Source organism: Pseudomonas sp. 2822-15 (genome assembly GCF_002742515.1).
Classification (GTDB): domain Bacteria; phylum Pseudomonadota; class Gammaproteobacteria; order Pseudomonadales; family Pseudomonadaceae; genus Aquipseudomonas; species Aquipseudomonas salomonii.
On record NZ_LJRY01000199.1, the window covers coordinates 91864 to 114394 of the forward strand.

At 62.1% G+C, this 22531-nt stretch carries 4 protein-coding genes; 2 read left to right on the plus strand and 2 right to left on the minus strand.

The genetic code is table 11. The annotated features are described in order from the left end of the window. Nucleotides 1–3 precede the first annotated feature (3 nt). Both AOA59_RS19755 and AOA59_RS19760 read left to right on the plus strand, forming a co-directional pair. Entirely contained in the window at nucleotides 4–7785 is a 7782-nt protein-coding gene (locus tag AOA59_RS19755) for a non-ribosomal peptide synthetase (RefSeq protein WP_099488800.1), read from the plus strand. A gap of 73 nt (nucleotides 7786–7858) precedes the next feature. After that, complete coding sequence (locus AOA59_RS19760; protein ID WP_099488801.1) at nucleotides 7859–18202, plus strand: non-ribosomal peptide synthetase; 10344 nt, start codon at nucleotides 7859–7861, stop codon at nucleotides 18200–18202. A gap of 135 nt (nucleotides 18203–18337) precedes the next feature. Here AOA59_RS19760 and AOA59_RS19765 read toward each other — a convergent pair whose 3' ends face one another. Both AOA59_RS19765 and AOA59_RS19770 read right to left on the minus strand, forming a co-directional pair. Then, nucleotides 18338–20716 (minus strand): TonB-dependent siderophore receptor, encoded by a 2379-nt coding sequence (locus AOA59_RS19765; protein WP_099488802.1) that lies wholly within the window; start codon nucleotides 20714–20716, stop codon nucleotides 18338–18340. 154 nt (nucleotides 20717–20870) lie between these two features. Next, nucleotides 20871–22523, minus strand: coding sequence for a cyclic peptide export ABC transporter (locus AOA59_RS19770; RefSeq protein ID WP_099488803.1), 1653 nt, complete (start codon nucleotides 22521–22523; stop codon nucleotides 20871–20873). Nucleotides 22524–22531 lie beyond the last annotated feature (8 nt).

A 22531-nucleotide genomic window follows, 5' to 3' on the forward strand; every position in this document is an offset into this window, starting at 1 on the left:
ACCATGCTTTCCAACCCTAATATCGATCTGGTTTCGCGCTTTCTTCGCCTGCCTCTGGAACAGCGTCAGCAGTTTTACCAACGCCTGCAAAGCCGTGGCATGAGTTTCGCGCAACTGCCGATTGCCTCGATTCGCGAGCAGGGCCAACACGCGCCGCTGTCTTATGCCCAGGAGCGCCAGTGGTTTCTCTGGCAACTGGACCCGCACAGCGCGGCCTATCACGTCCCCGGCGCCTTGCGCCTGAGCGGGCGCTTGGACAAGGCCGCGCTGCAACGCAGCTTCGACACGCTGGTGGCACGCCACGAGAGCCTGCGCACCCGTTTGCACCTGGAGGGCGAGCAGCGTGCCCAGCAAGTGTTGGCGCATGCGGTGATCGAGATTGCTGAACGCTCAATCGACGAGGCCCAGCTCAAGGCAAGCGTCGAAGCTGAAATCGCCCGACCTTTCGATTTGCAGCAAGGTCCGTTATTGCGCGTCAGCTTGCTCGGCCTAAGCGCAGAAGAGCATGTATTGGTGCTGGTGCAGCACCATATCGTCTCTGACGGCTGGTCGATGGGCGTGATGGTGCAAGAGCTGATGCAGCTGTATGCCGCCTACCACCAGGGCCAGGATTGCACGTTGGCGCCGCTGCCGATCCAGTACGCCGACTACGCAGTGTGGCAACGCCGCTGGATGGAAGCGGGGGAGAAGGCCCGCCAACTGGATTACTGGCGTGAGCTGCTCAGCGGCACACAGCCGGTGCTGGAACTGCCGCTCGATTACTCGCGCCCAGCGCAGCAGAGTTTCCTAGGCGCACGCCAGGACATGGCCCTGGAACCCGCCCTGGTCGCCGGTCTCAAGGCCCTGGCGCAACGCGAAGGGGTGACGCTGTTCATGCTGCTGTTGGCGGCGTTCCAGGCATTTCTGTACCGCTACAGCGGGCAGGCGGATATTCGCGTCGGCGTGCCGATCGCCAACCGCAACCGCGTTGAGACCGAATCGCTGATCGGCTTTTTCGTCAACACCCAGGTGCTCAAGGCCGATCTCGACGGCCAGATGACGTTCACCCAGTTGCTGCAACATACCAAGCGCCGCGCGCTGGAGGCCCAGGCTCATCAGGACTTGCCGTTCGAGCAACTGGTCGAAGCACTGCAACCCGAACGCAGCCTGAGCCATAACCCGCTGTTTCAGGTGATGTTCAACCACCAGGCCAAGACCCCATCCGCAGAGCAACAACTGCCGGGCCTGCGTGTGGCCGGCCTCGAACTGGAAACCCAGAGCGCCCAGTTTGACCTGAGCCTGGATACCCAGGAGAGCGGCGACGGCCTCTGGGCCTCCCTGACCTATGCCACCGACCTGTTCAATACGGCGACCGCCTTGCGCATGCTGGGCCATTGGCTGAACCTGTTACGCGCCGCCGTGGCCAACCCTGCGCTGGCCTTGCAGGACCTGGCCATGCTGGATACCACTGAGCGCCAACAACTCCTCTACCAGTGGAATGCCACCGAGCGCGCTTACCCGCAAGGCCAGTGGGTGCATCAGTTGATAGAAGCGCAGGCGCTCAAGCAGCCGGATGCAGCGGCGTTGCGCTTTGGTGACGTATCGCTGAGCTACGCCGAACTGAACCACCGCGCCAATCGCCTGGCCCATCGCTTGATCGAAGCCGGCGTTGGCCCGGATTCGCTGGTGGGGCTGGCCGTGGAGCGCTCCATCGAGATGGTGGTGGGGCTGCTGGCCGTGCTCAAGGCCGGTGGCGCCTATGTGCCGCTGGACCCGGAATACCCGAGTGAACGCCAGGCCTACATGCTTGAAGACAGCGGTGTGAAGCTGCTGCTGACTCAGGCGCATTTGCTCGAACAGTTGCCGATCCCGCCAGGATTGGAAACTTTGGTGCTGGGTGAAACCGGCTTCGAAGGCTACAGCGACGCGAACCCGGACATCGCGCTGGACGGCGAAAACCTCGCCTACGTGATCTACACCTCCGGCTCCACCGGCCAACCCAAAGGCGCCGGCAACCGCCATTCAGCGCTGCTCAATCGCCTGCAATGGATGCAGGAGGCCTATGGCCTGGGCGTCAACGACAGCGTGTTGCAAAAGACCCCGTTCAGCTTCGACGTGTCGGTGTGGGAGTTCTTCTGGCCACTGATGACCGGCGCGCGCCTGGTCGTTGCAGCACCGGGCGATCACCGTGATCCGGCCCGGCTGGTCAGCCTGATCACGGCCGAACAGATCACCACGCTGCACTTTGTGCCCTCGATGTTGCAGGCATTCCTGCAAGACCTGGCGGTTTCGACCTGCCACAGCGTGCAGCGCATCGTGTGCAGCGGCGAGGCGCTGCCGGTGGATGCGCAACAGCAAGTCATGGCCAAACTGCCGCACGCCGGGTTGTATAACCTGTATGGCCCGACCGAAGCCGCCATCGACGTGACCCACTGGACCTGTGTCGATGAAGGGCGTGACGCCGTGCCGATTGGTCGCCCGATTGCCAATCTGGGCTGCTACATCCTCGACAGCCATTTCGAACCGGTACCCATTGGCGTATTGGGCGAGCTTTACCTGGGCGGCGTCGGCCTGGCCCGTGGTTATCACCGGCGTCCGGCATTGACCGCCGAGCGCTTTATCGCCCATCCCTTTGTCAGCGGTGAGCGTCTGTACCGCAGCGGCGACCTGGCGCGGTATCGCGCAGACGGCGTGATTGAATACGCCGGGCGTGCCGATCATCAGGTCAAATTGCGTGGCCTGCGTATCGAATTGGGCGAAATCGAAGCGCGTTTGCTGGAACACGATTACGTCCGCGAAGCGGCCGTGTTGGCGCCGGACAGTCAATACCTGGTAGGCTACCTCGTGCTGCAAAACGCTGCTGACGATTGGCGCGATGTACTCAGTGCGCATCTGGCCGAAACCCTGCCGGATTACATGGTGCCCGCACAATGGATGCTGCTGGAGCAGATGCCCCTGAGCCCCAACGGCAAGCTTGACCGCAAGGCGCTGCCAAAGCCCGAAGCCACGCAGCAATATGAAGCCCCGCAAAGCGCGCTCGAGCAGCAGATCGCCGCCATCTGGGCCGATGTGCTGGGCATCGAGCAGGTGGGGTTGAACGACAACTTCTTCGAGCGCGGCGGTGACTCGATCATTTCGATCCAGGTGGTCAGCCGCGCGCGTGCCGCCGGTATTCACTTCACGGCCAAGGCGTTGTTCCAGCATCAAACCGTGCGCAGCCTCGCGCGGGTGGCGCAGTTGCAAACCGCGCGGGTGATCGACCAAGGCCCGGTACAAGGTCAGACACCGTTGCTGCCGTTCCAGCAGTTGTTCTTCGACAGGCAGCTGCCGGACTCGCATCACTGGAACCAGTCCTTCTTGCTGACGCCGCGCCAAACGCTTGAAGGCGATCGTCTGGAAGCCGCGTTGCAGGGCCTGATTGCCCATCACGATGTGCTGCGTTTGAACTTCATCCAGCACCCTGAGGGTTGGAAAGCCGAGCATGCTGCAGGCGGCTCGCCGGTACTCTGGCAAGCCACGGTGGGGGATGCCAGCGAGTTGACCGCGCTCTGCGAAAAAGCCCAGCGCAGCCTCGACCTGCAACACGGGCCATTGCTGCGTGCGGTACTGGCCGAGCTGGCAGACGGTTCCCAGCGCCTGTTGCTGGTGATGCACCACTTGGTGGTGGACGGCGTGTCCTGGCGGGTGTTCCTTGAAGACCTGCAAGCGCTGTATCGCGAACAAACACTGCCGGCCAAAACCTCGTCGTTCAAAGCCTGGGCCGAGCGCTTGCAAGCCCACGCCCGCAGTGCGGCGATGGCGTCCGAGCAAGCCTTTTGGCTGCACCAGCTGCAAGGTGCGGCCACCGATTTGCCGTGCCGCGACCCGCAAGGCGCACGTCCTGGCCGCCTGGCCCAGACCGTGGTCAGCCAACTGGATGCCGAACGCACGCGGCAATTGCTGCAACAAGCGCCCACGGCCTACCGCACCCAGATCAACGACCTGCTGCTCACGGCCCTGGCGCGGGTGATCTGCCAGTGGACGGGCCACGCCTCGAGCCTGATCCAGCTGGAAGGCCATGGCCGTGAGGACCTGTTTGACGACATCGACCTGACGCGCACCCTGGGCTGGTTCACCAGCCTGTTCCCGGTGCGCCTGACCCCGGACGCGTCCCTGGCGGTTTCGATCAAACAGATCAAGGAGCAACTGCGCAGCGTGCCGCATAAAGGCCTGGGGTTTGGCGCTTTGCGTTACCTGGGCGATGACGCCACACGTGAGGCGTTCAATGCTCTACCGGCGCCGCGCATCACCTTCAACTACCTGGGCCAGGTCGACGGCAGTTTCGACCAGCCAAACACGCTGTTCGCGCCCGCCGCAGAAAGTGCCGGCGCCGAACAAAGCCCGGACGCGCCGCTGGGCAACTGGTTGACGCTCAACGGCCAGGTCTATGGCGGCGAACTGCAACTGGGCTGGACGTTCAGCCCGCTGATGTTCGACCCCGCCGTGATCGAAACGCTGAGCGCGGCCTACACCCGCGAACTCAACGCGCTGATCGAACATTGCTGCACGCCCGGCAATGGCGGTGTGACCGTTTCCGATTTCCCGTTGTCGCGCTTGAATCAATCGCAGCTGGAGTCGTTGCCGCTGGCCTTCGATGCCGTAGAAGACCTCTACACCTTGTCGCCCATGCAGCAGGGCATGCTCTTTCACACGCTCTATGAGCAAACGGCGGGCGACTACATCAACCAGATCCGCGTGACTGCGCAGGGCCTGGACGTGGCGCGCTTCCAGCACGCCTGGGATGCCACGGTGCAGGCCCATGATGTGCTGCGCAGCGGGTTCTTCTGGGAAGGCCAACTGGAATGGCCATGCCAGGTGGTATACCGCGAAGCGCGGCTGCCGATTCAGGTTCTGGACTGGCGCGCCATGCCGGAGCGCGAACTGGAACTGCGCAACCTGCAACAGGCCCAGCGCCGCCAGGGTTTTGACCTGGCCAAGCCACCACTGGTGCGCCTGGTGCTGGTGCGCACCGATGAGCAGTGCTACGAGTTGATCTACACCAGCCATCACATCCTGATGGACGGCTGGAGCAATTCGCGACTGTTCGGTGAAGTGCTGCAACGCTATGCCGGCGTGGCGGTGCCGGAAGCGGCCGGGCGCTATCGCGATTACATCGGCTGGCTGCAACAGCGTGACGCCGCTGCGACCGAAGCCTTCTGGCGCGAGCAGTTGAGTGCGTTGCAAACCCCAACTCGGCTGGGCAGCAGCCAACCGATGGCGGTGCAAGGGCATGGCGAGCACCAACTGGCGCTTGATCGCACACTCACAACTCAACTTGAGTCGTTCGCCCGAAGCCACAAGGTCACACTCAACACTTTGATCCAGGCGGCGTGGCTGATTCTGTTGCAGCGTCACAGTGGCCAGGCGGTGGTGGCGTTCGGTGCCACTGTGGCCGGGCGCCCGGCGGAGCTTGCGGGCGTTGAGCAGCAGATCGGTCTGTTCATCAACACCTTGCCGGTGATCTGCGCGGTAGAGGGGCAGGTGACGGTGGCCGACTGGTTGCAAGCGGTGCAGGCGCAAAACCTGGCGTTGCGTGAGCATGAGCACACCGGGCTGTATGACATTCAGCGCTGGGCCGGGCAGGGCGGTGAAGCCTTGTTCGACAATATCCTGGTGTTCGAAAACTACCCGGTGTCCAAAGCCCTGGCGCAAAGCGGCGGCAGCGGCATTCGGTTTGGCGAACCCCACGCCCATGAACAAACCAACTTCCCGCTGACGGTGCTGGTGGATCTGGGCGAAACCCTGTCGGTGCAGTTCAGCTTTGCCCGCGCGTATTTCCATGAAGACACGGTGCAAGGTTACGGCCGACATCTGGTCAACCTGCTGCAAGCCATGCTTGAGGGCGGACAGCAACGTCTGGGTGAGCTGGCGATGCTCGCCGCCACTGAGCGTCAGCAGGTGATTCAGGACTGGAACGCGACATCCCGCGATTACCCGTTGCAGCAAACCGTGCATCAACTGATTGAAGCGCAGGTTGCGCTCACGCCAGAGGCTCCGGCACTGGTGTTTGCCGAGCAGCGCTTGAATTACGCCGAGCTGAACCGCCGCGCCAATCGCCTGGCCCATCGTCTGATCGAAGCGGGCGTTGGCCCGGACTCGCTGGTGGGGCTGGCGGTAGAGCGTTCCATCGAAATGGTGGTGGGGCTGCTGGCGGTGCTCAAGGCCGGTGGCGCGTATGTGCCGCTGGACCCGGAATACCCGCGTGAGCGCCTGGACTATATGCTTGAAGACAGTGGCGTGAAGCTGCTGCTCACTCAAGCGCATCTGCGTGAGCAGTTGCCGATTCCACACGGTTTGGAAACGCTGGTACTAGGCGAGACGGAGTTCGACAGCTATAGCGCAGAGAATCCGGGTATTGCTCTGGACGGCGAAAACCTCGCCTACGTGATCTACACCTCCGGTTCCACCGGCCAGCCAAAAGGCGCCGGCAACCGTCATGCGGCCCTGACCAACCGCCTGCAATGGATGCAGGAAGCTTACGGCCTGGATGTCAGCGACAGCGTGCTGCAAAAGACCCCGTTCAGCTTTGACGTGTCGGTGTGGGAGTTCTTCTGGCCACTGATGACCGGCGCACGCCTGGTCGTTGCTGCGCCCGGCGATCACCGTGATCCGGCCAGGCTGGTCAGCCTGATCAATGCCGAACAGGTCACCACGCTGCACTTTGTACCCTCGATGTTGCAGGCCTTTGTGCAAGACCCGACCGTTGCGACGTGCCACACCTTGCACCGCATCGTGTGCAGCGGCGAGGCGCTGCCGGTGGATGCGCAACAGCAGGTCTTCGCCAAACTGCCGCAAGCGCGGCTGTATAACCTGTACGGCCCGACTGAAGCCGCCATCGATGTGACCCACTGGACCTGCCTTGATGAAGGTCGCGATGCGGTGCCGATTGGTCGGCCGATTGCCAACCTGGGCTGCTACATCCTCGACGGCAACTTTGAGCCGGCACCGGTGGGCGTGTTGGGCGAACTGTACCTGGGCGGTGTCGGCCTGGCCCGAGGTTACCATCGCCGCCCGGCATTGACCGCCGAGCGCTTTATTGCCAACCCCTTTGCCAACGGTGAGCGCCTGTACCGCACCGGCGACCTGGCGCGTTATCGCGACGACGGCGTGATCGAGTACGCCGGGCGTATCGACCATCAAGTCAAGTTGCGTGGCCTGCGTATCGAGTTGGGCGAAATCGAAGCGCGCCTGCTGGAGCACGACTGGGTACGTGAAGCGGCGGTGCTGGCCGTTGACGGCAAATACCTGGTGGGCTACCTGGTGCTGCAACACTCCGCCGACGATTGGCGCGACGTGTTGAGCGCGCACTTGGCCCACCACCTGCCGGACTACATGGTGCCCGCGCTATGGATGCTGCTGGAACAGATGCCCCTGAGCCCCAACGGCAAGCTCGACCGCAAGGCGTTGCCCAAAGCCGACGCCAACCTGCAGACGCGCGAATACGTGGCGCCGGGCAGCGACCTGGAACAACAGATCGCCGCGATCTGGGCCGAAGTACTCGACGTGCAACGGGTGGGCCTGAACGACAACTTCTTCGAATTGGGCGGGCATTCCCTGTTGGCCACCCAAGTGGTGGTGCGCCTGCGCGAGCAGTTGCACGCCGAATTCGACGTCAAGTCGATCTTCACCACCCCGACCCTGGCGGATTTCAGTGCCTATGTGGCCACCCGGCAAACAAATAATTCACCGGTGCAGGACGCATTGGCTAAATCCTTGGAGGCCCTCAAACGTCTATCAGCAGAAGATTTGGATAAATTGATTTCCTGAGGGGCGTGGCGTGCAAGCATTAATCGAGTCGGTAGGTTCACTGTCTGCGCAACAAAAGAAAGCGTTGGCGGTAATGCTCAAGCAGCAAGGCATCAACCTGTTTGAGATTGCCCCGGTTTTCAAGCGTCAGGAAGGCGAGCCGCTGCGACTCTCTTATGCCCAGGAGCGGCAGTGGTTTTTGTGGCAGTTGGAGCCGCAGAGCCCTGCCTACCATTTGCCACGTGCGTTGCGGTTAAAAGGCCAACTTGATCGGCCGGCCTTGCAACGCAGCTTTGACGCCTTGATTGCCCGTCACGAGAGTTTGCGCACCTGCCTGCATCAGGACGTCGATCAGGTATTACAGGTGGTCAAGCCTGAACTGCACCTTGAGATCGCTGAGGGTGTGGGTGATCGCACGCAACTCGAAGCTCAAGTGCAAGCCGAAGTCGCCAAACCCTTTGATCTGCAACAAGGCCCGCTGTTGCGGGTGAAATTACTGCAGATGGCGCCGGATGAGCATGTGCTGGTGCTGGTGTTGCACCACATCGTCTCCGACGGCTGGTCGATGCAGGTCATGGTCGATGAGCTGGTGCAGTTGTACGTGGGCTACAGCCAGGGCCAGGATGTGCGCTTGCCGGAGTTGCCGGTTCAATACCCGGACTACGCCTTGTGGCAGCGCAGCTGGATGGAAGCCGGCGAAAAAGAGCGCCAGCTGGGTTATTGGCTTGAGCGGTTGGGCGGTGAGCAACCGGTATTGGAGTTGCCCCTGGATCATCCGCGCCCGCCGGTACAAAGTTATCGCGGCGCGCGTCTGGACATGGACCTGGACGCAGTGTTGGTCAGCAGCCTCAAGGCGCTGGCTCAGCGCGAAGGTGTGACGTTGTTCATGCTGTTGCTGGCGTCCTTCCAGACGCTGTTGTATCGCTACAGCGGGCAGTCGGATATTCGCGTCGGTGTGCCGATCGCCAACCGCAATCGCGCAGAAACCGAGCGCCTTATCGGCTTCTTCGTCAATACCCAGGTGTTCAAGGCCGATATAGACGGGCAGATGCCCTTCAGTCAGTTGCTGGCCCAGGTCAAGCAGCGCGCACTCCAGGCCCAGAGTCATCAGGATCTGCCGTTCGAGCAGCTGGTCGAGGCACTGCAACCGGAACGCAGCCTGAGCCATAACCCTTTGTTCCAGGTGATGTTCAACCACCAGACGGAAGCCCATAAATCCCATGGCGAGCTGCAATTGCCGGGCCTGGCCGTTGAGGCACTGGAGTGGGGCAGTCAGAGTGCACAGTTCGACCTCAGCCTGGATACTCAAGAGTCCCCGCAAGGTATCTGGGTGTCGCTGACCTACGCCACTGACCTGTTCGAAGCGCCCACCGTGCAACGCATGGCCGAGCATTGGCAGCGCTTGCTGCGCGCCATTGTCGGGCGTGCGGACACCCGTGTGGCGCAGTTGGCCATGCTGATCGATGCAGAGCAGCGCGATGTGCTGTACGCCTGGAACCAGAGTGGCCCCGTGTTCGAAGCGGCGGCAGGCGTTCACGGGTTGTTCGAGGCCCAGGTGCAACAGCGCCCGGAGGCAGTTGCGCTGTGCCTGAACGAACACACCATCAGCTATGCCGAGTTGAATCGCCAGGCCAATCGCCTGGCGCATGCGCTGATTGAACGCGGTGTCGGCCCGGAAGTGCGGGTGGGTGTGGCGGTCGAGCGCTCGTTCGAGATGGTGGTTGGCGTGTTGGCCGTGCTCAAGGCCGGCGGCGCCTATGTGCCGCTGGACCCGCAATACCCGCGCGAACGCTTGCTGCATATGCTGGAGGACAGCGGTGTGCGTGTGGTACTGACGCAAGCCCATGTGCCGATGCCGCTGCCAGAAGGCATGGCGACGCTGGACGTGGCGGATCCGAGCCTGGTCAACTATGGCGAGAACAACCCGCAGGTCAAGGTCGACAAGCACAACCTGGCCTACGTGATTTACACCTCCGGTTCCACCGGCAAGCCCAAAGGCGTGGCCATCAACCATGGGGCACTGACCGAGTTTTCCAGGATGGCCGCCGACTATTCGCGCCTGACCCAGGATGATCGCGTACTGCAATTCGCTACCTTGAATTTCGACGGTTTCGTCGAGCAGCTCTACCCGGCGCTGACCCACGGCGCGACGGTGGTATTGCGAGGGCCGCAGCTGTGGGACAGCGCTCGGCTGTACGACGAAATCATCGCCCAAGGCATCACCCTGGCCGACTTGCCGACCGCTTACTGGAACCTGTTCCTGCTCGATTGCCTGGCGGCGGGGCCACGATCCTATGGCGCGCTTCGACAGGTCCACATTGGTGGCGAAGCCATGCCACTGGATGGCCCGGCGCAGTGGGTGAAAGCCGGTCTTGGCCATGTGCGCCTGCTCAATACCTATGGCCCCACAGAAGCAACCGTGGTGTCGAGTGTGCTGGATTGCACATCCGCTGCTGAAATCGTCGGTGCCACCGCCAGCCCGATTGGCCATTCGCTGCCAGGCCGTGCCCTTTACGTGCTGGACCGCGACCTGAACCTGGCGCCGTTGGGGGCGGTGGGCGAGTTGTACATCGGCAGCCGCTGCGGTTTGGCGCGCGCCTATTTGAACCGCGCGCTGCTCACGGCTGAGCGCTTTGTGCCGGACCCGTTCGGCGCAACCGGCGAGCGGCTGTATCGCACCGGCGACCTGGCACGCTACCGCGCCGATGGTGTCATCGAGTATGTCGGGCGGGTCGATCATCAAGTCAAGATTCGCGGTTTTCGTATTGAGCTGGGTGAAATCGAGGCGCTGTTGTTGGCCCAGCCCTGCGTACGCGAAACGCTGGTGCTGGCCGTCGACAATCAGTTGGTCGCCTATCTGGTTGCCGAGCAGCAAGACGCCGCATCCCTCAAGCTGACGCTGCGCGAGCAACTGCCGGATTATATGGTACCGGCCCACATCATCTTCCTCGACCGCATGCCGCTGAACCCCAACGGCAAGCTGGATCGCAATGCGCTGCCCAAACCCGATGTCAGCCAATCGCAGCCGGCATGGGTGGCACCGGTGACTGAGCTGGAGCAGCAGGTCGCCGCCGTGTGGGCGCAAATCCTGGGCGTTGAGCGCGTAGGGTTGACCGACAATTTCTTTGAGATGGGCGGGCATTCGCTGTTGGCCATGCAGGTGGTTTCACGCTTACGGCATACGCTGGGGCGCGAAGTACCGCTCAAACTGGTGTTCGAGCAGCCGCGTCTGGAAGGGTTCGCTGGCGCTTTGCACGCCCTGGAAAGTGGCCTGGGTGAGCAGGCGCCCGCACTGGTGCCGGTCGGTCGTGACCAGCCGCTGCCGCTGTCGTATGCCCAGGAGCGTCAGTGGTTCCTTTGGCAACTGGCCCCGGACAGCGCCGCCTACCATATCCCCAGCGCCTTGCGCCTCAGGGGGCGGCTGGACACGGCGGCGTTGCAGCGCAGTTTCGATGAGTTGGTCGCCCGCCATGAAAGCCTGCGCACCTGCGTCGAACAGCAAGCGGACGGTGCGCGGCAAGTTATCCGCGTGCAGGTGGCGTTGCCTGTCCGGTGCGTTGACGTGCAAGAAGCTGATCTGCAAGCGCACGTAGAGGCCGAAATCGCACAGCCGTTCAACCTGCAAAACGGGCCGTTGCTGCGTGTGACCTTAATGCGTGTGGCGCAGGACGATCATGTGTTGGTGCTGGTGCAGCATCACATCGTCTCTGACGGTTGGTCGATGCAAGTCATGATCGACGAGCTGGTGCAACTTTATGCCGCCTTCAGCCAGGGCCAGGCAGCACAGTTGCCGCTGATGCCGATCCAGTATGCCGACTTTGCCGTATGGCAGCGTACGTGGATGGAAGCCGGTGAGCAGGCCCGACAACTGGACTACTGGCGCGACGTGCTCGGTGGCGAGCAGCCCGTATTGGAGTTGCCGTTCGACCATCAACGTCCGGCGCAGCAAAGCCATCGCGGCGCGCGCCTGGATGTGCCGTTGCCCGCCAGCCTGGCGCAAGGTCTTAAAACCCTGGCCCAGGCGCAGGGCGTGACGATGTTCATGTTACTGCTGGCCTCGTTCCAGACGTTGCTGCACCGCTACAGCGGCCAGCAAGATATTCGTGTCGGCGTGCCGATCGCCAATCGCAACCGTGTGGAAACCGAGCGTCTGATCGGCTTTTTCGTCAACACTCAGGTGCTCAAGGCCGATATCGACGGGCACATGACGGTTGCCGAGTTGTTGGCCCAGGTCAAGCAGCGTGCGCTGGAGGCCCAGGCCCATCAGGACCTGCCGTTCGAACAGTTGGTCGAGGCGCTGCAACCCGAGCGTAGCCTGAGCCTGAACCCGCTGTTTCAGGTCATGTTCAATTATCAGAGCGAAGGACGGCTGGGTGTGCAGGCGCTGTCGGGTTTGCACATCGAAGGCCTGGAGTGGGAGCGACGTACCGCGCATTTTGACCTCGATATGGACGTGCATGAAAGTACACAAGGGCTGTGGGCCTCGCTGGGCTATGCAACCGATCTGTTCGAAGCCACCACTATCGAGCGCATGGCGCGCCACTGGCAGAATTTATTGCAGGCGATGGTTGCCGATCAGCAGCAGAACATCGGCCAGTTGAACCTGTTGGATAGCGACGAGCAGCAGCACATCCTGCAACTGTGGAACTGCACTGATTCCGGCTTCTCGGCCGAGCGCCTGGTGCATGAGTTGTTCGCCGATCGCGCCCGGGAAAACCCGAATGCGGTGGCGGTCAAGTTCGATGCGCAAACCCTGACTTATGGCGAGCTGGACCGCCAGGCCAACCGCCTGGCCCATGCACTGATCGCCCGTGGCGTCGGCCCGGAAGTGCGCGTGGCGATTGCCATGCCACGCAGTGCGCAAATCATGGTGGCGTTCCTCGCGGTGATGAAAGCCGGTGGCGTGTATGTGCCGCTGGACATCGAGTACCCACGTGATCGCCTGCTGTACATGATGCAAGACAGCCGGGCGAAATTGCTGCTGAGCCACACCAGCGCCTTGGCGCAATTGCCGGTAGCGGAAGGGCTCGAAACCCTGGCCATTGACCGCACCGAAGACTGGACCGGCTATAGCGATTTAGCGCCGCAGGTCGAGTTGGACGGCGACAACCTCGCCTATGTGATCTACACCTCCGGCTCCACCGGCATGCCCAAGGGCGTGGCGGTTTCCCACGGGCCGCTGGTAGCGCACATCATTGCCACCGGCGAGCGCTACGAAACCAGTCCGGCAGATTGCGAATTGCATTTCATGTCCTTCGCCTTCGATGGTTCCCATGAAGGCTGGATGCACCCGCTGATCAACGGCGCCAGCGTGCTGATCCGCGATGACAGCCTGTGGCTGCCGGAGTACACCTACGCGCAAATGCACCGCCACAACGTGACCATGGCGGTGTTCCCGCCGGTGTACCTGCAACAACTGGCCGAGCATGCCGAACGCGATGGCAACCCGCCCAACGTGCGCGTGTACTGCTTCGGCGGTGATGCGGTGGCGCAGGCCAGTTACGACCTGGCGTGGCGCGCGTTGAAGCCGACCTACCTGTTCAACGGCTATGGCCCGACCGAAACCGTGGTCACGCCGCTGCTGTGGAAAGCCCGTCGCGGCGATCCCTGCGGCGCCGTCTACGCGCCGATCGGCACGCTGTTGGGCAACCGCAGCGGCTATGTGCTGGACTCGCAGCTCAACCTGCAACCCATCGGCGTGGCCGGTGAGCTGTACCTGGGCGGTGAAGGCGTGGCGCGTGGTTATCTGGAGCGCCCGGCACTCACTGCCGAACGGTTTGTGCCGGACCCGTTCGGCAAGCCCGGCAGCCGCGTGTACCGCAGTGGTGACCTGACCCGTGGCCGTGCGGACGGGGTGGTGGATTATCTCGGGCGTGTCGACCATCAGGTAAAAATCCGAGGCTTCCGTATTGAGCTGGGTGAAATCGAAGCGCGCCTGCGTGAGCAGCAGGCGGTCGGTGAAACGGTTGTTGTGGCCCAGGAAAGCCCGAGCGGCAAGCAGTTGGTGGCGTACGTCGTGCCCGCTGAGCCTGCGACCGACCCGGTCGCATTCCGCGAAGCCTTGCGTCGTGCGCTGAAAACTCGCCTGCCTGACTATATGGTGCCTGCGCACTTCATGTTCCTGGACCAGATGCCGTTGACACCCAACGGCAAGCTCGACCGTAAGGGGCTGCCACAGCCGGACGCGGCGCAGTCGCAAGGCGAGTGGGTTGAACCGGTTACGCCATTGCAGCAGCAGATCGCGGCGATTTGGGCCCAGGTGCTGGGCGCTGCGCGCATTGGCCTGACGGATCACTTCTTCGAATTGGGCGGTCACTCGTTGCTGGCCATGCAGGTGATTTCCCGAGTGCGCCAGTTGCTTGAACGCGAGGTGCCGCTGCGCACGTTGTTTGAGCAGCCGCAGCTGCAGGGTTTTGTGCTGGCACTGCAGGCCGCTGAAGAGGATCTGGCGCCGCCGATGGTGGCAATAGGGCGCGATCAGCCGTTAGTGCTGTCCTTTGCCCAGGAGCGCCAGTGGTTTCTTTGGCAGTTGGACCCGCAAAGCGCCGCCTACCACATTCCGAGCATTCTGCGCCTGAGTGGTCGCCTTGATCAGCACGCCTTGCAGCGCAGTTTTGACCGTTTGGTGGCGCGACATGAAAGCTTGCGCACCCGCATCGATCAGCAGGATGAGCGCGCGGTGCAGGTGATTTTGCCCGCCGAACCGTTGCCAATCATGCGAGGCGATGCCACTGAGCAGACGCTGCAGCAGCAGGTAGAAGCCGAAATCGCCAAGCCTTTCAACCTGCAGCAAGGTCCGCTGCTGCGCGTCACCTTGTTACGCCTGGCCGAAGATGAGCACGTCCTGGTGCTGGTGCAGCACCATATCGTTTCCGATGGTTGGTCGATGCAGGTGATGGTCGACGAACTGGTGCAGTTGTATAGCGCCTACAGCCAGGGCGAAGTCGCGCAGTTACCGGCGCCGGCGTTGCAGTATGCCGATTACGCACACTGGCAACGCGAGTGGATGGCGGCGGGTGAGCGCGAGCGTCAGTTGGCTTACTGGAGCGAGCTGCTCGGCGGTGAACAACCGGTGTTGGAACTGCCCACCGCGCACGCGCGCCCGGCGCTGCAAAGCTACCGCGGGGCCAGCCTGGAACTGGAGTTGCCGACGCAACTGGCCGAGGGGCTCAACGCATTGGCGCAGCGTGAGGGCGTGACGCTGTTCATGCTGTTGCTGGCGTCCTTTCAGGGCTTGTTGTACCGCTACAGTGGCCAGCATGACATTCGTGTCGGGGTGCCGATCGCCAACCGCAACCGGGTTGAAGTCGAGCGGTTGGTCGGCTTCTTTGTCAACACCCAGGTGCTCAAGGCTGACCTGGACGAGCAGATCACCGTGACCCAGCTGTTGCAGCAGGCCAAACGCCGCAGCCTGGATGCGCAGAGCCATCAGGACCTGCCCTTCGAACAACTGGTCGAGGCCCTGCAACCGGAACGCAGCCTGAGCCATAACCCGTTGTTCCAGGTGTTGTTCAACCATCAGAGCGATGCGGGGTTGGCTACCCGTGGCCGTCAGTTGCCCGACTTGCGCGTGGAGGGCCTGGATTGGGGCAGCCAGACCGCGCAGTTCGACCTGAGCCTGGACACCCAGGCTACTGCGCAGGGGATCTGGGCCACTTTGACCTATGCGACCGACCTGTTCGAGCCGGCCATGCTCACGCGCATGCTCGCGCACTGGCAAAATCTGTTGCAAGGCATGCTCGACGACCCGCAGCAGCGCGTCAGCCAGTTGCCGCTGTTGTGTGACACTGAGCAACGTATCGCGCTGCAAGACTGGAACGCCACTGCGCGTGACTACCCGCAGCAGCCTGTGCATCAGTTGATCGAAGCACAGGTGGAACTCACGCCGGATGCCGAGGCGCTGGTGTTTGCCGGGCAGCGCTTGACCTACGCCCAGCTTAATCGGCGGGCCAACCGCCTGGCCCATCGCCTGATGGATGCCGGTGTCGGCCCCGATGTGTTGGTGGGGCTGGCCGTGGAGCGTTCGATAGACATGGTCGTCGGCCTGTTGGCAGTACTCAAGGCCGGTGGCGCGTATGTACCGCTCGACCCGGAATACCCCCGCGAGCGACTGGCTTACATGCTGGAAGACAGCGGCGTGAAGTGGCTGCTGACTCAGGCGCATCTGCTCGAACAGTTGCCGATCCCGGAAGGTCTGGAAACCCTGGTGCTGGGTGAAGCCGGTTTTGACGGCTACAGCGAAGCGAACCCCGGTATTGTGCTGGAGGACGAAAACCTCGCCTACGTGATCTACACCTCCGGCTCCACCGGCCAGCCCAAAGGCGCGGGCAACCGCCACTGCGCGCTGACCAACCGCCTGTGCTGGATGCAGGAAGCCTACGGGTTGAATGCCCGTGACACGGTGCTGCAAAAGACCCCGTTCAGCTTTGACGTGTCGGTGTGGGAGTTCTTCTGGCCGCTGATGACGGGTGCACGCCTGGTAGTGGCTGCGCCGGGTGATCACCGCGACCCGGCCAGGCTGGTAGCGTTGATCAACGCCGAACAGGTCACCACGCTGCACTTTGTGCCGTCGATGCTGCAGGCGTTCCTGCAAGACCCGGCCGTTGCTTCCTGCCACTCCTTGCAACGCATTGTGTGCAGCGGCGAAGCGCTGCCGGTGGATGCGCAACAGCAGGTCTTGCGCAAGCTGCCGCAAACCGCGTTGTACAACCTGTATGGCCCGACCGAAGCCGCCATCGATGTGACCCACTGGACCTGCGTCGACGAAGGGCAAGACACGGTGCCTATCGGCCAGCCGATCGCCAACCTGTGCACCTATGTGCTGGACGCTCAGTTGCAAGTGACCGCCGTGGGGGTGGCCGGTGAGTTGTACCTGGGCGGTGTCGGCTTGGCACGCGGTTATCACCGACGCCCGGGGCTCACCGCCGAACGGTTTGTTGCTTCGCCGTTCGCGCCGGGAGCGCGCCTGTACCGTACCGGCGACCGCGTACGTCAGCGTGCCGACGGGGTTATCGAATACCTTGGGCGCCTGGATCATCAGGTCAAATTGCGTGGCCTGCGCATTGAATTAGGTGAGATTGAGGCGCGGGTTCTTGAACATCCCCAGGTACAGGAAGCCTCGGTCCAGGTGGTCGATGGCAAGCATCTGGTGGGCTATCTGGTGTTGCAGGCGCCGAGCGAAACCTGGCGTGAGTCCCTGGGCGCACACCTGTTAGCGCACTTGCCGGACTATATGGTCCCGGCACAATGGGTGCTGCTGGCGCACATGCCCCTGAGCCCGAATGGCAAGCTGGACCGCAAGGCGCTGCCCAAGGCTGATGCGCACTTGCAGGAGCGCGTCTATCAGGCGCCGCAGACCGAATTGGAGCAGCGCCTCGCAGCAATTTGGAGCGAGGTGCTTGAGGTTGAACGCGTCGGCTTGAATGACAATTTCTTTGAACTGGGTGGCCATTCGCTGTTGGTGTTGATGCTCAAGGAGCGCATCCGCAAGGCGACCGGCACAGCGCTGTCGGTCAGCCAATTGATGCTTAACCCGACCATTGCCGGGCAGGTGGCTTGCCTGGGCGGCGAAACCCGCCACTCGCTGATCGTCAAACTCAACAGCCAGACCCAAGGCACGCCACTGTTCCTGTTCCACCCAAGCTTTGGTTCGGTGCATTGCTACAAGGCCATTGGTCTGGCGCTGCGTGAACAACGGCCGGTGCTGGGAGTGATCAGTCGGGCGTTGGTCGAGGAGGGCAGTGCAGTGCCCAGCTGGCAATCAATGGTCGACGACTACACCGCGCAACTGCTCGATGCCGTGCCCGAAGGCCCTTATCGCCTGGCCGGTTGGTCCCTGGGGGGCAACCTGGCCATGGAGGTCGCGTATGCGTTGGAACAGGCGGGGCGTGTGGTCGAGGTGGTGGGTTGGATTGATGCGTCGCCGCCGTACTGGCTCAAGGACTATTGGGACACGGCGGTGACGACCGATGACAGTGAGGTGTCGGTCAATCAACGGCGCGTTGAGTTGTTGCAGGTGATGTTTGCGCAGTCGAGCGCGTTGATCCAGGCCGCGTGGCTGCAAAGCGAGGCGCTCTCTGACGACGAGGTGCAGCAATGGCAGGCATTCAGCACGTGGGCCGAAGGCGCACTCGGTGAGACCTATCTGGAGGTCAAGGCCAGCTTGCTTGAGGGCGACGAAGCGCAGATCTCCTGGGAACTCGACCGTGCTCTTGGCCAGAGTCTCAAGGACGCTGACTTCAAGCCGATCCAGGCACCAATCCGTTGCTGGTGGGCGGCTGCGAGCCGCGCAGGGCAGCATCGTCAGTTGATTGAGGCAAGCATGGCGCAGGTTATGGGCCGGCCGTGTATTGAGCAGTCAGTAGTGATCGACTCTACCCATGATCGAATCATCGATAACGCCGCGTTCGTACAGAGCTTTGCGGATGCGATGAAGTAACACCCGGTGTAAAAGTAACGCCCCTGGACCGATGGCCAGGGGCGTTTTTTTATCTGTGTTATTCGGCAAGAGTAACGATTTAGCAGGCAGCAAAAAGCCCCTGGCCATCAGCGATGACCAGGGGCTTGGGCTGGATCAGAAGTTCCAGCGGGTGCTGAGCATGACGTTACGCGGGTCGCCGTAGTAAGCCGAGTTGTAGAAGCCGATGTTGGTGTAGTACTTCTTGTCGAAGATGTTGTTGACGTTGAGGGTCGCCGAGACGTTCTCGGTCACCTGGTAGCGGGCCATCGCGTCGACGATCCAGAGTGGGTCCTGGGAGAAGTTTTCCTCGGTACCTTTGGCGTAGTTGTTCAGCAGCTTCCAGCCGGTACCTTGCCAGCGCACGCCGGTGCCCAGGGTCAGCTTGTCGAGTGGGCCGGTCAGCTTGTAACTGGTGTAGATATTGACCTGATCTTCCGGTTCCCAGGTGGAAAGCTTCTCACCCTGTTTGTCGCGCATGATCTTGTGGGTATAGCCTGCCTGCAACTGCCAGCCTGGCGCCAGCTCGCCGGAAATTTCCGCTTCGTAGCCTTTGGTCTTGGCTTCGGTGCCCCTGGAGGCGTAATCCAGCCCTGGGTGGCTGTTGGGGATGTAATCGGTGTCGTCGACGGCGCGGTTTTTCTCGTGCACCTCGAAGTAGGCCAGGCTCGAGTTCAGGCGGCCATCGAAGAATTCGCCTTTGAGCCCGATCTCGTAGTTCTTGCCTTCATCCGGTTCCAGCGGTTTGTCGTTGCGGTCGCGATAGTCGTCCTGTGGCAGGTAGATTTCGGTGAAGCTGGCGTAGGCCGAGAAGTTGTCATTAAGGTCATAGGTGATGCCGGCGTACGGCACTACTTTGCCGGTGTCCTTGACCTGGCTGGTACCGCTGACTTCGTAGTTGTTGACCCGAGTGCCGAGGATCAGGTGCAAGTCATCGGCCAGGCTGAAGCGCCCGGTGATGTAGCTGGCGCTCTGGCGGGTCAGCTCGTCGTTCTTTTTGGTTCGAGGACCACGGTCCGGCTTGGGGGCGTCGCCGTCCCAGTTGAAGTAGTCGTGGCTGTTGTCATAGTTGGTGGCGTTGGTGTAATCGCTGCCCAGCCAGTGCGAGCGCGATACCGAGGTGCCGACCACCAGCTCATGCTCACGACCGAACAGGCTGAACGGGCCAGTGGCGTAGAGATCACCCGTGTCGCTGGTGGTTTCACCATTGTAGGTTCGGGTCAGCAGCGGTGCCTTGCCCGTTTCGGCATTGGGTGACAGCAGGGCCGACAACGGGGCTTTGTAGCCATTGATCTGGTGGTTGTACTGCGCCTTGCCGACCCAGCCATTGTCGAACGTGTGTTCCAGGGTGGCGAAGGCGGTGCGGGTGTACTGCTTCCACTTGCTGTACTTGGCGCCGTTGTTGAAGGAGCGCGGGGTGCTGATATGGTTACCGGCAGAGTCAAACAGCGAGGCCGCACCGGACCAGCTGGAGCCCTGCGGGTCGCTGTCCTGATAGTCGCCACCGATGGTCAGCAACGTGTCCGGGGCCAGGTCGAACTCGAGAATGCCGTAGTAGACGTTGGTCTGGCGTTGGTAGTGATCGAGGAACGTATGTTTGTCCTGGTAGGCCGCAACGGCACGGCCACGCACGTTGCCGGTCTCGGTCAGCGGGCCGCTGACGTCGATTTCCGAGCGGTAGTTGTCCCAGGAGCCCGCGCCCAGGTCGACATAGCCTTTGAATTCCGAGGTGGGTTTTTTACGCACCATGTTGATGGTGCCGCCCGGGCCGCCGGCGCCGGTCAGCAGGCCGGTGGCGCCCTTGAGAATCTCGACGCGGTCGTAGATGACGGTATCGGTCAAGGTGTGGCCCGACGAATACTGAGCGTCCTGCAGGATCGGAATGCCGTCGTACTGGAAGTTCTGAATGGCGAAACCACGAGAGAAGTAGCTGGTGCGCTCGCTGTCGTAGGTGGCAACGGTGATGCCCGGTGTGTGACGCATCACGTCGTCGATCGACTTGAGGCTGAAGTCGTCCATGGCCTGGCGGGTCACCACGGAAATCGATTGTGGCGTCTCACGTGGGCTTAACACCATGCGCGTCGCGGTGGCGATGGTGCCAGGGGTGTAGGAGCCGGAACCTTCGGTGATGGTCCCCAACTGGTTGGCGGTCACCTGGGTTGCGCCCAGTTCCAGTGCCGACGTTTTCGCCGCGCTGATGGTGAATGAGCTGCCCTGCAGGTCATAGCTGATGCCCGTCCCGGACAGCAAGGTGGTCATGGCCTGGCCAGGTTGCAATTTGCCTTTGATCGCGTGGCTGCGTTTGCCTTCAACGTCGGTCGGGCTGTAGAGCACCTGCAAGTTGGTCTGGCGACCGAACTCCTGAAGCGCGCTCCCCAGCGGCTGTGCAGGCACATTCAATTCGACCTCCTGCGCCTGCACATAACCTGCGACCGGCAGTGCCAGTGCCAGGGCAATCGCGCTTGGCAGCAGAGGGGTATTCAAGAGGCGGCGCATGGAGAGTGCCTTGCTCAAGGGACTCAGACCGAACGTTGCTGGCATGGATGCATTCTCTTCTATGTTTTAAGTGGGCAATACTTAGTGTTTATTGAGGTCAATTCTCATTACCACTAGTGAGACGTTCCTATCCGCAAAAACCGGAAAAAAAACTTCAGGCCGGTTCCATCTCGTGCACCACCTTGCCCGCTCGCAGGCGCACCAGTTGGTCGGCGATGTCGAAATAGCGGTCGTCGTGGCTGATCACGATGATGGTTTTGCCCAGGCGCTTGAGGTCGGGCAGCAGCTCGGTGTAGAACACGCGGCGGAAGGCCGGGTCCTGGTCGGCGGCCCATTCGTCGAACACCAGCACCGGGCGTTCTTCGAGCCAGGCATTGACCAGCGCCAGGCGCTTGCGCTGCCCGGTGGAGAGGTCGGTGGTGCTGAACACGCCGTCCTTGACGCTGACTTTGTGCGCGATTTCCAGGCGCTCCAGGTACTTGGCGGCACTGTCCAGCGATTGCGTGGCGCTGCCCTGGACCAGGTCGTCGAACAGGTAATAGTCGGCGAACACCGTGGTGAACAATTGGCGGTAGTCATCGCGCACCGGGTCGGTCACGGTTTCGCCGTTGAGGCGGATTTCCCCGGCGTCGGGTTGATACAGGCCCAGCAACAGTTTGATCAGCGTGGTCTTGCCGCAGCCGTTCTCGCCGACGATAAACACGATATCGCCCTGCTTGATGCTCAGGTTGATCGGCCCCAGGTGAAATGGCTCGCTGCCCTCCACCGGCGGTGGGCTGTAGGTGACGCCGCGCAATTCAAGGCTGTTGACGACCGGCGACGGTGCTTCACTGCCGTCCATCAACAAATGCGGCTCGGGGGACGAGAAGCGATCCGACAGCTCGGTGATGCGCGCAAAGGCAATGCGCGCCTTGCCGATGATCGGCAGGTAACCGATCACGTGTTCGAGCGGGCCTTTCATGTACAGCAGCACCAATACGAAACCGGTGATCACCGCCGGGTCCGGGTTGGGGCTGTAGGCCTGCATGGCCAGGGCCAGGCCGATGACCACAAAGAACAGCATCGAGCCAAAGGTTTTGGCCACGATGTAAATATTCACCGAGCGCACCTGGATGTCGCTGATCCGGTCGGCGGTTTCCTGGATGCGGTGGGTGTTCATCCGGTAGCGCCGTGGCCGGTGGATGCGCAGCTCCTTGGCGCCCGAGGCAATCGCCGAATAGTAGCGCTGCAGTTCGTCTTCCAGGTCACGGGCTGCGTCGAAGCCGCGAATGCCTTTGTGGCCGGCGATGAATTGCACGCTGCTGCCGATCACAATGGCCACGATCATCATCAGGAACATCGGCACCGACAGGTAGGCCAGGTAACCCAGGCAGCCCAGGGTCACCGTGCTGGCGATGGCCAACGGGGTAAACGCGAAGGAGAAATCGCTGATGGTGTCGACGTCGTGAGTGAGTACCGGGATCAGGCGGTGCGAGCGGTAGCGTTCGATCTGCCCGATGGGCGCCGATAGCACTTTCTCGCCGAGATCCTTGCGCAAGGCGGCAATGATCCGTTGGCCCACATAGTTGGTGCCGATATCCGAGACGATCGAACTGGTCAGCGCCAACAGGCACAGCGCCGCAAAGGTCAGGACCACGCCCTGGGTCATGCCGGTGGCAGAGTGCAGGGCGTTATTGATGGTCGCCAGCAGCAATGTGATGGCCAGGCCGCCGGCCATGCCCAGCGCGACAGAGACGCTCACGATGGTGCGAAAAGGCCTGAGCAATGCGAGCAAACCGTTAAAGGCGCCGCGCTTGGGGTCGGTCATAAATACTT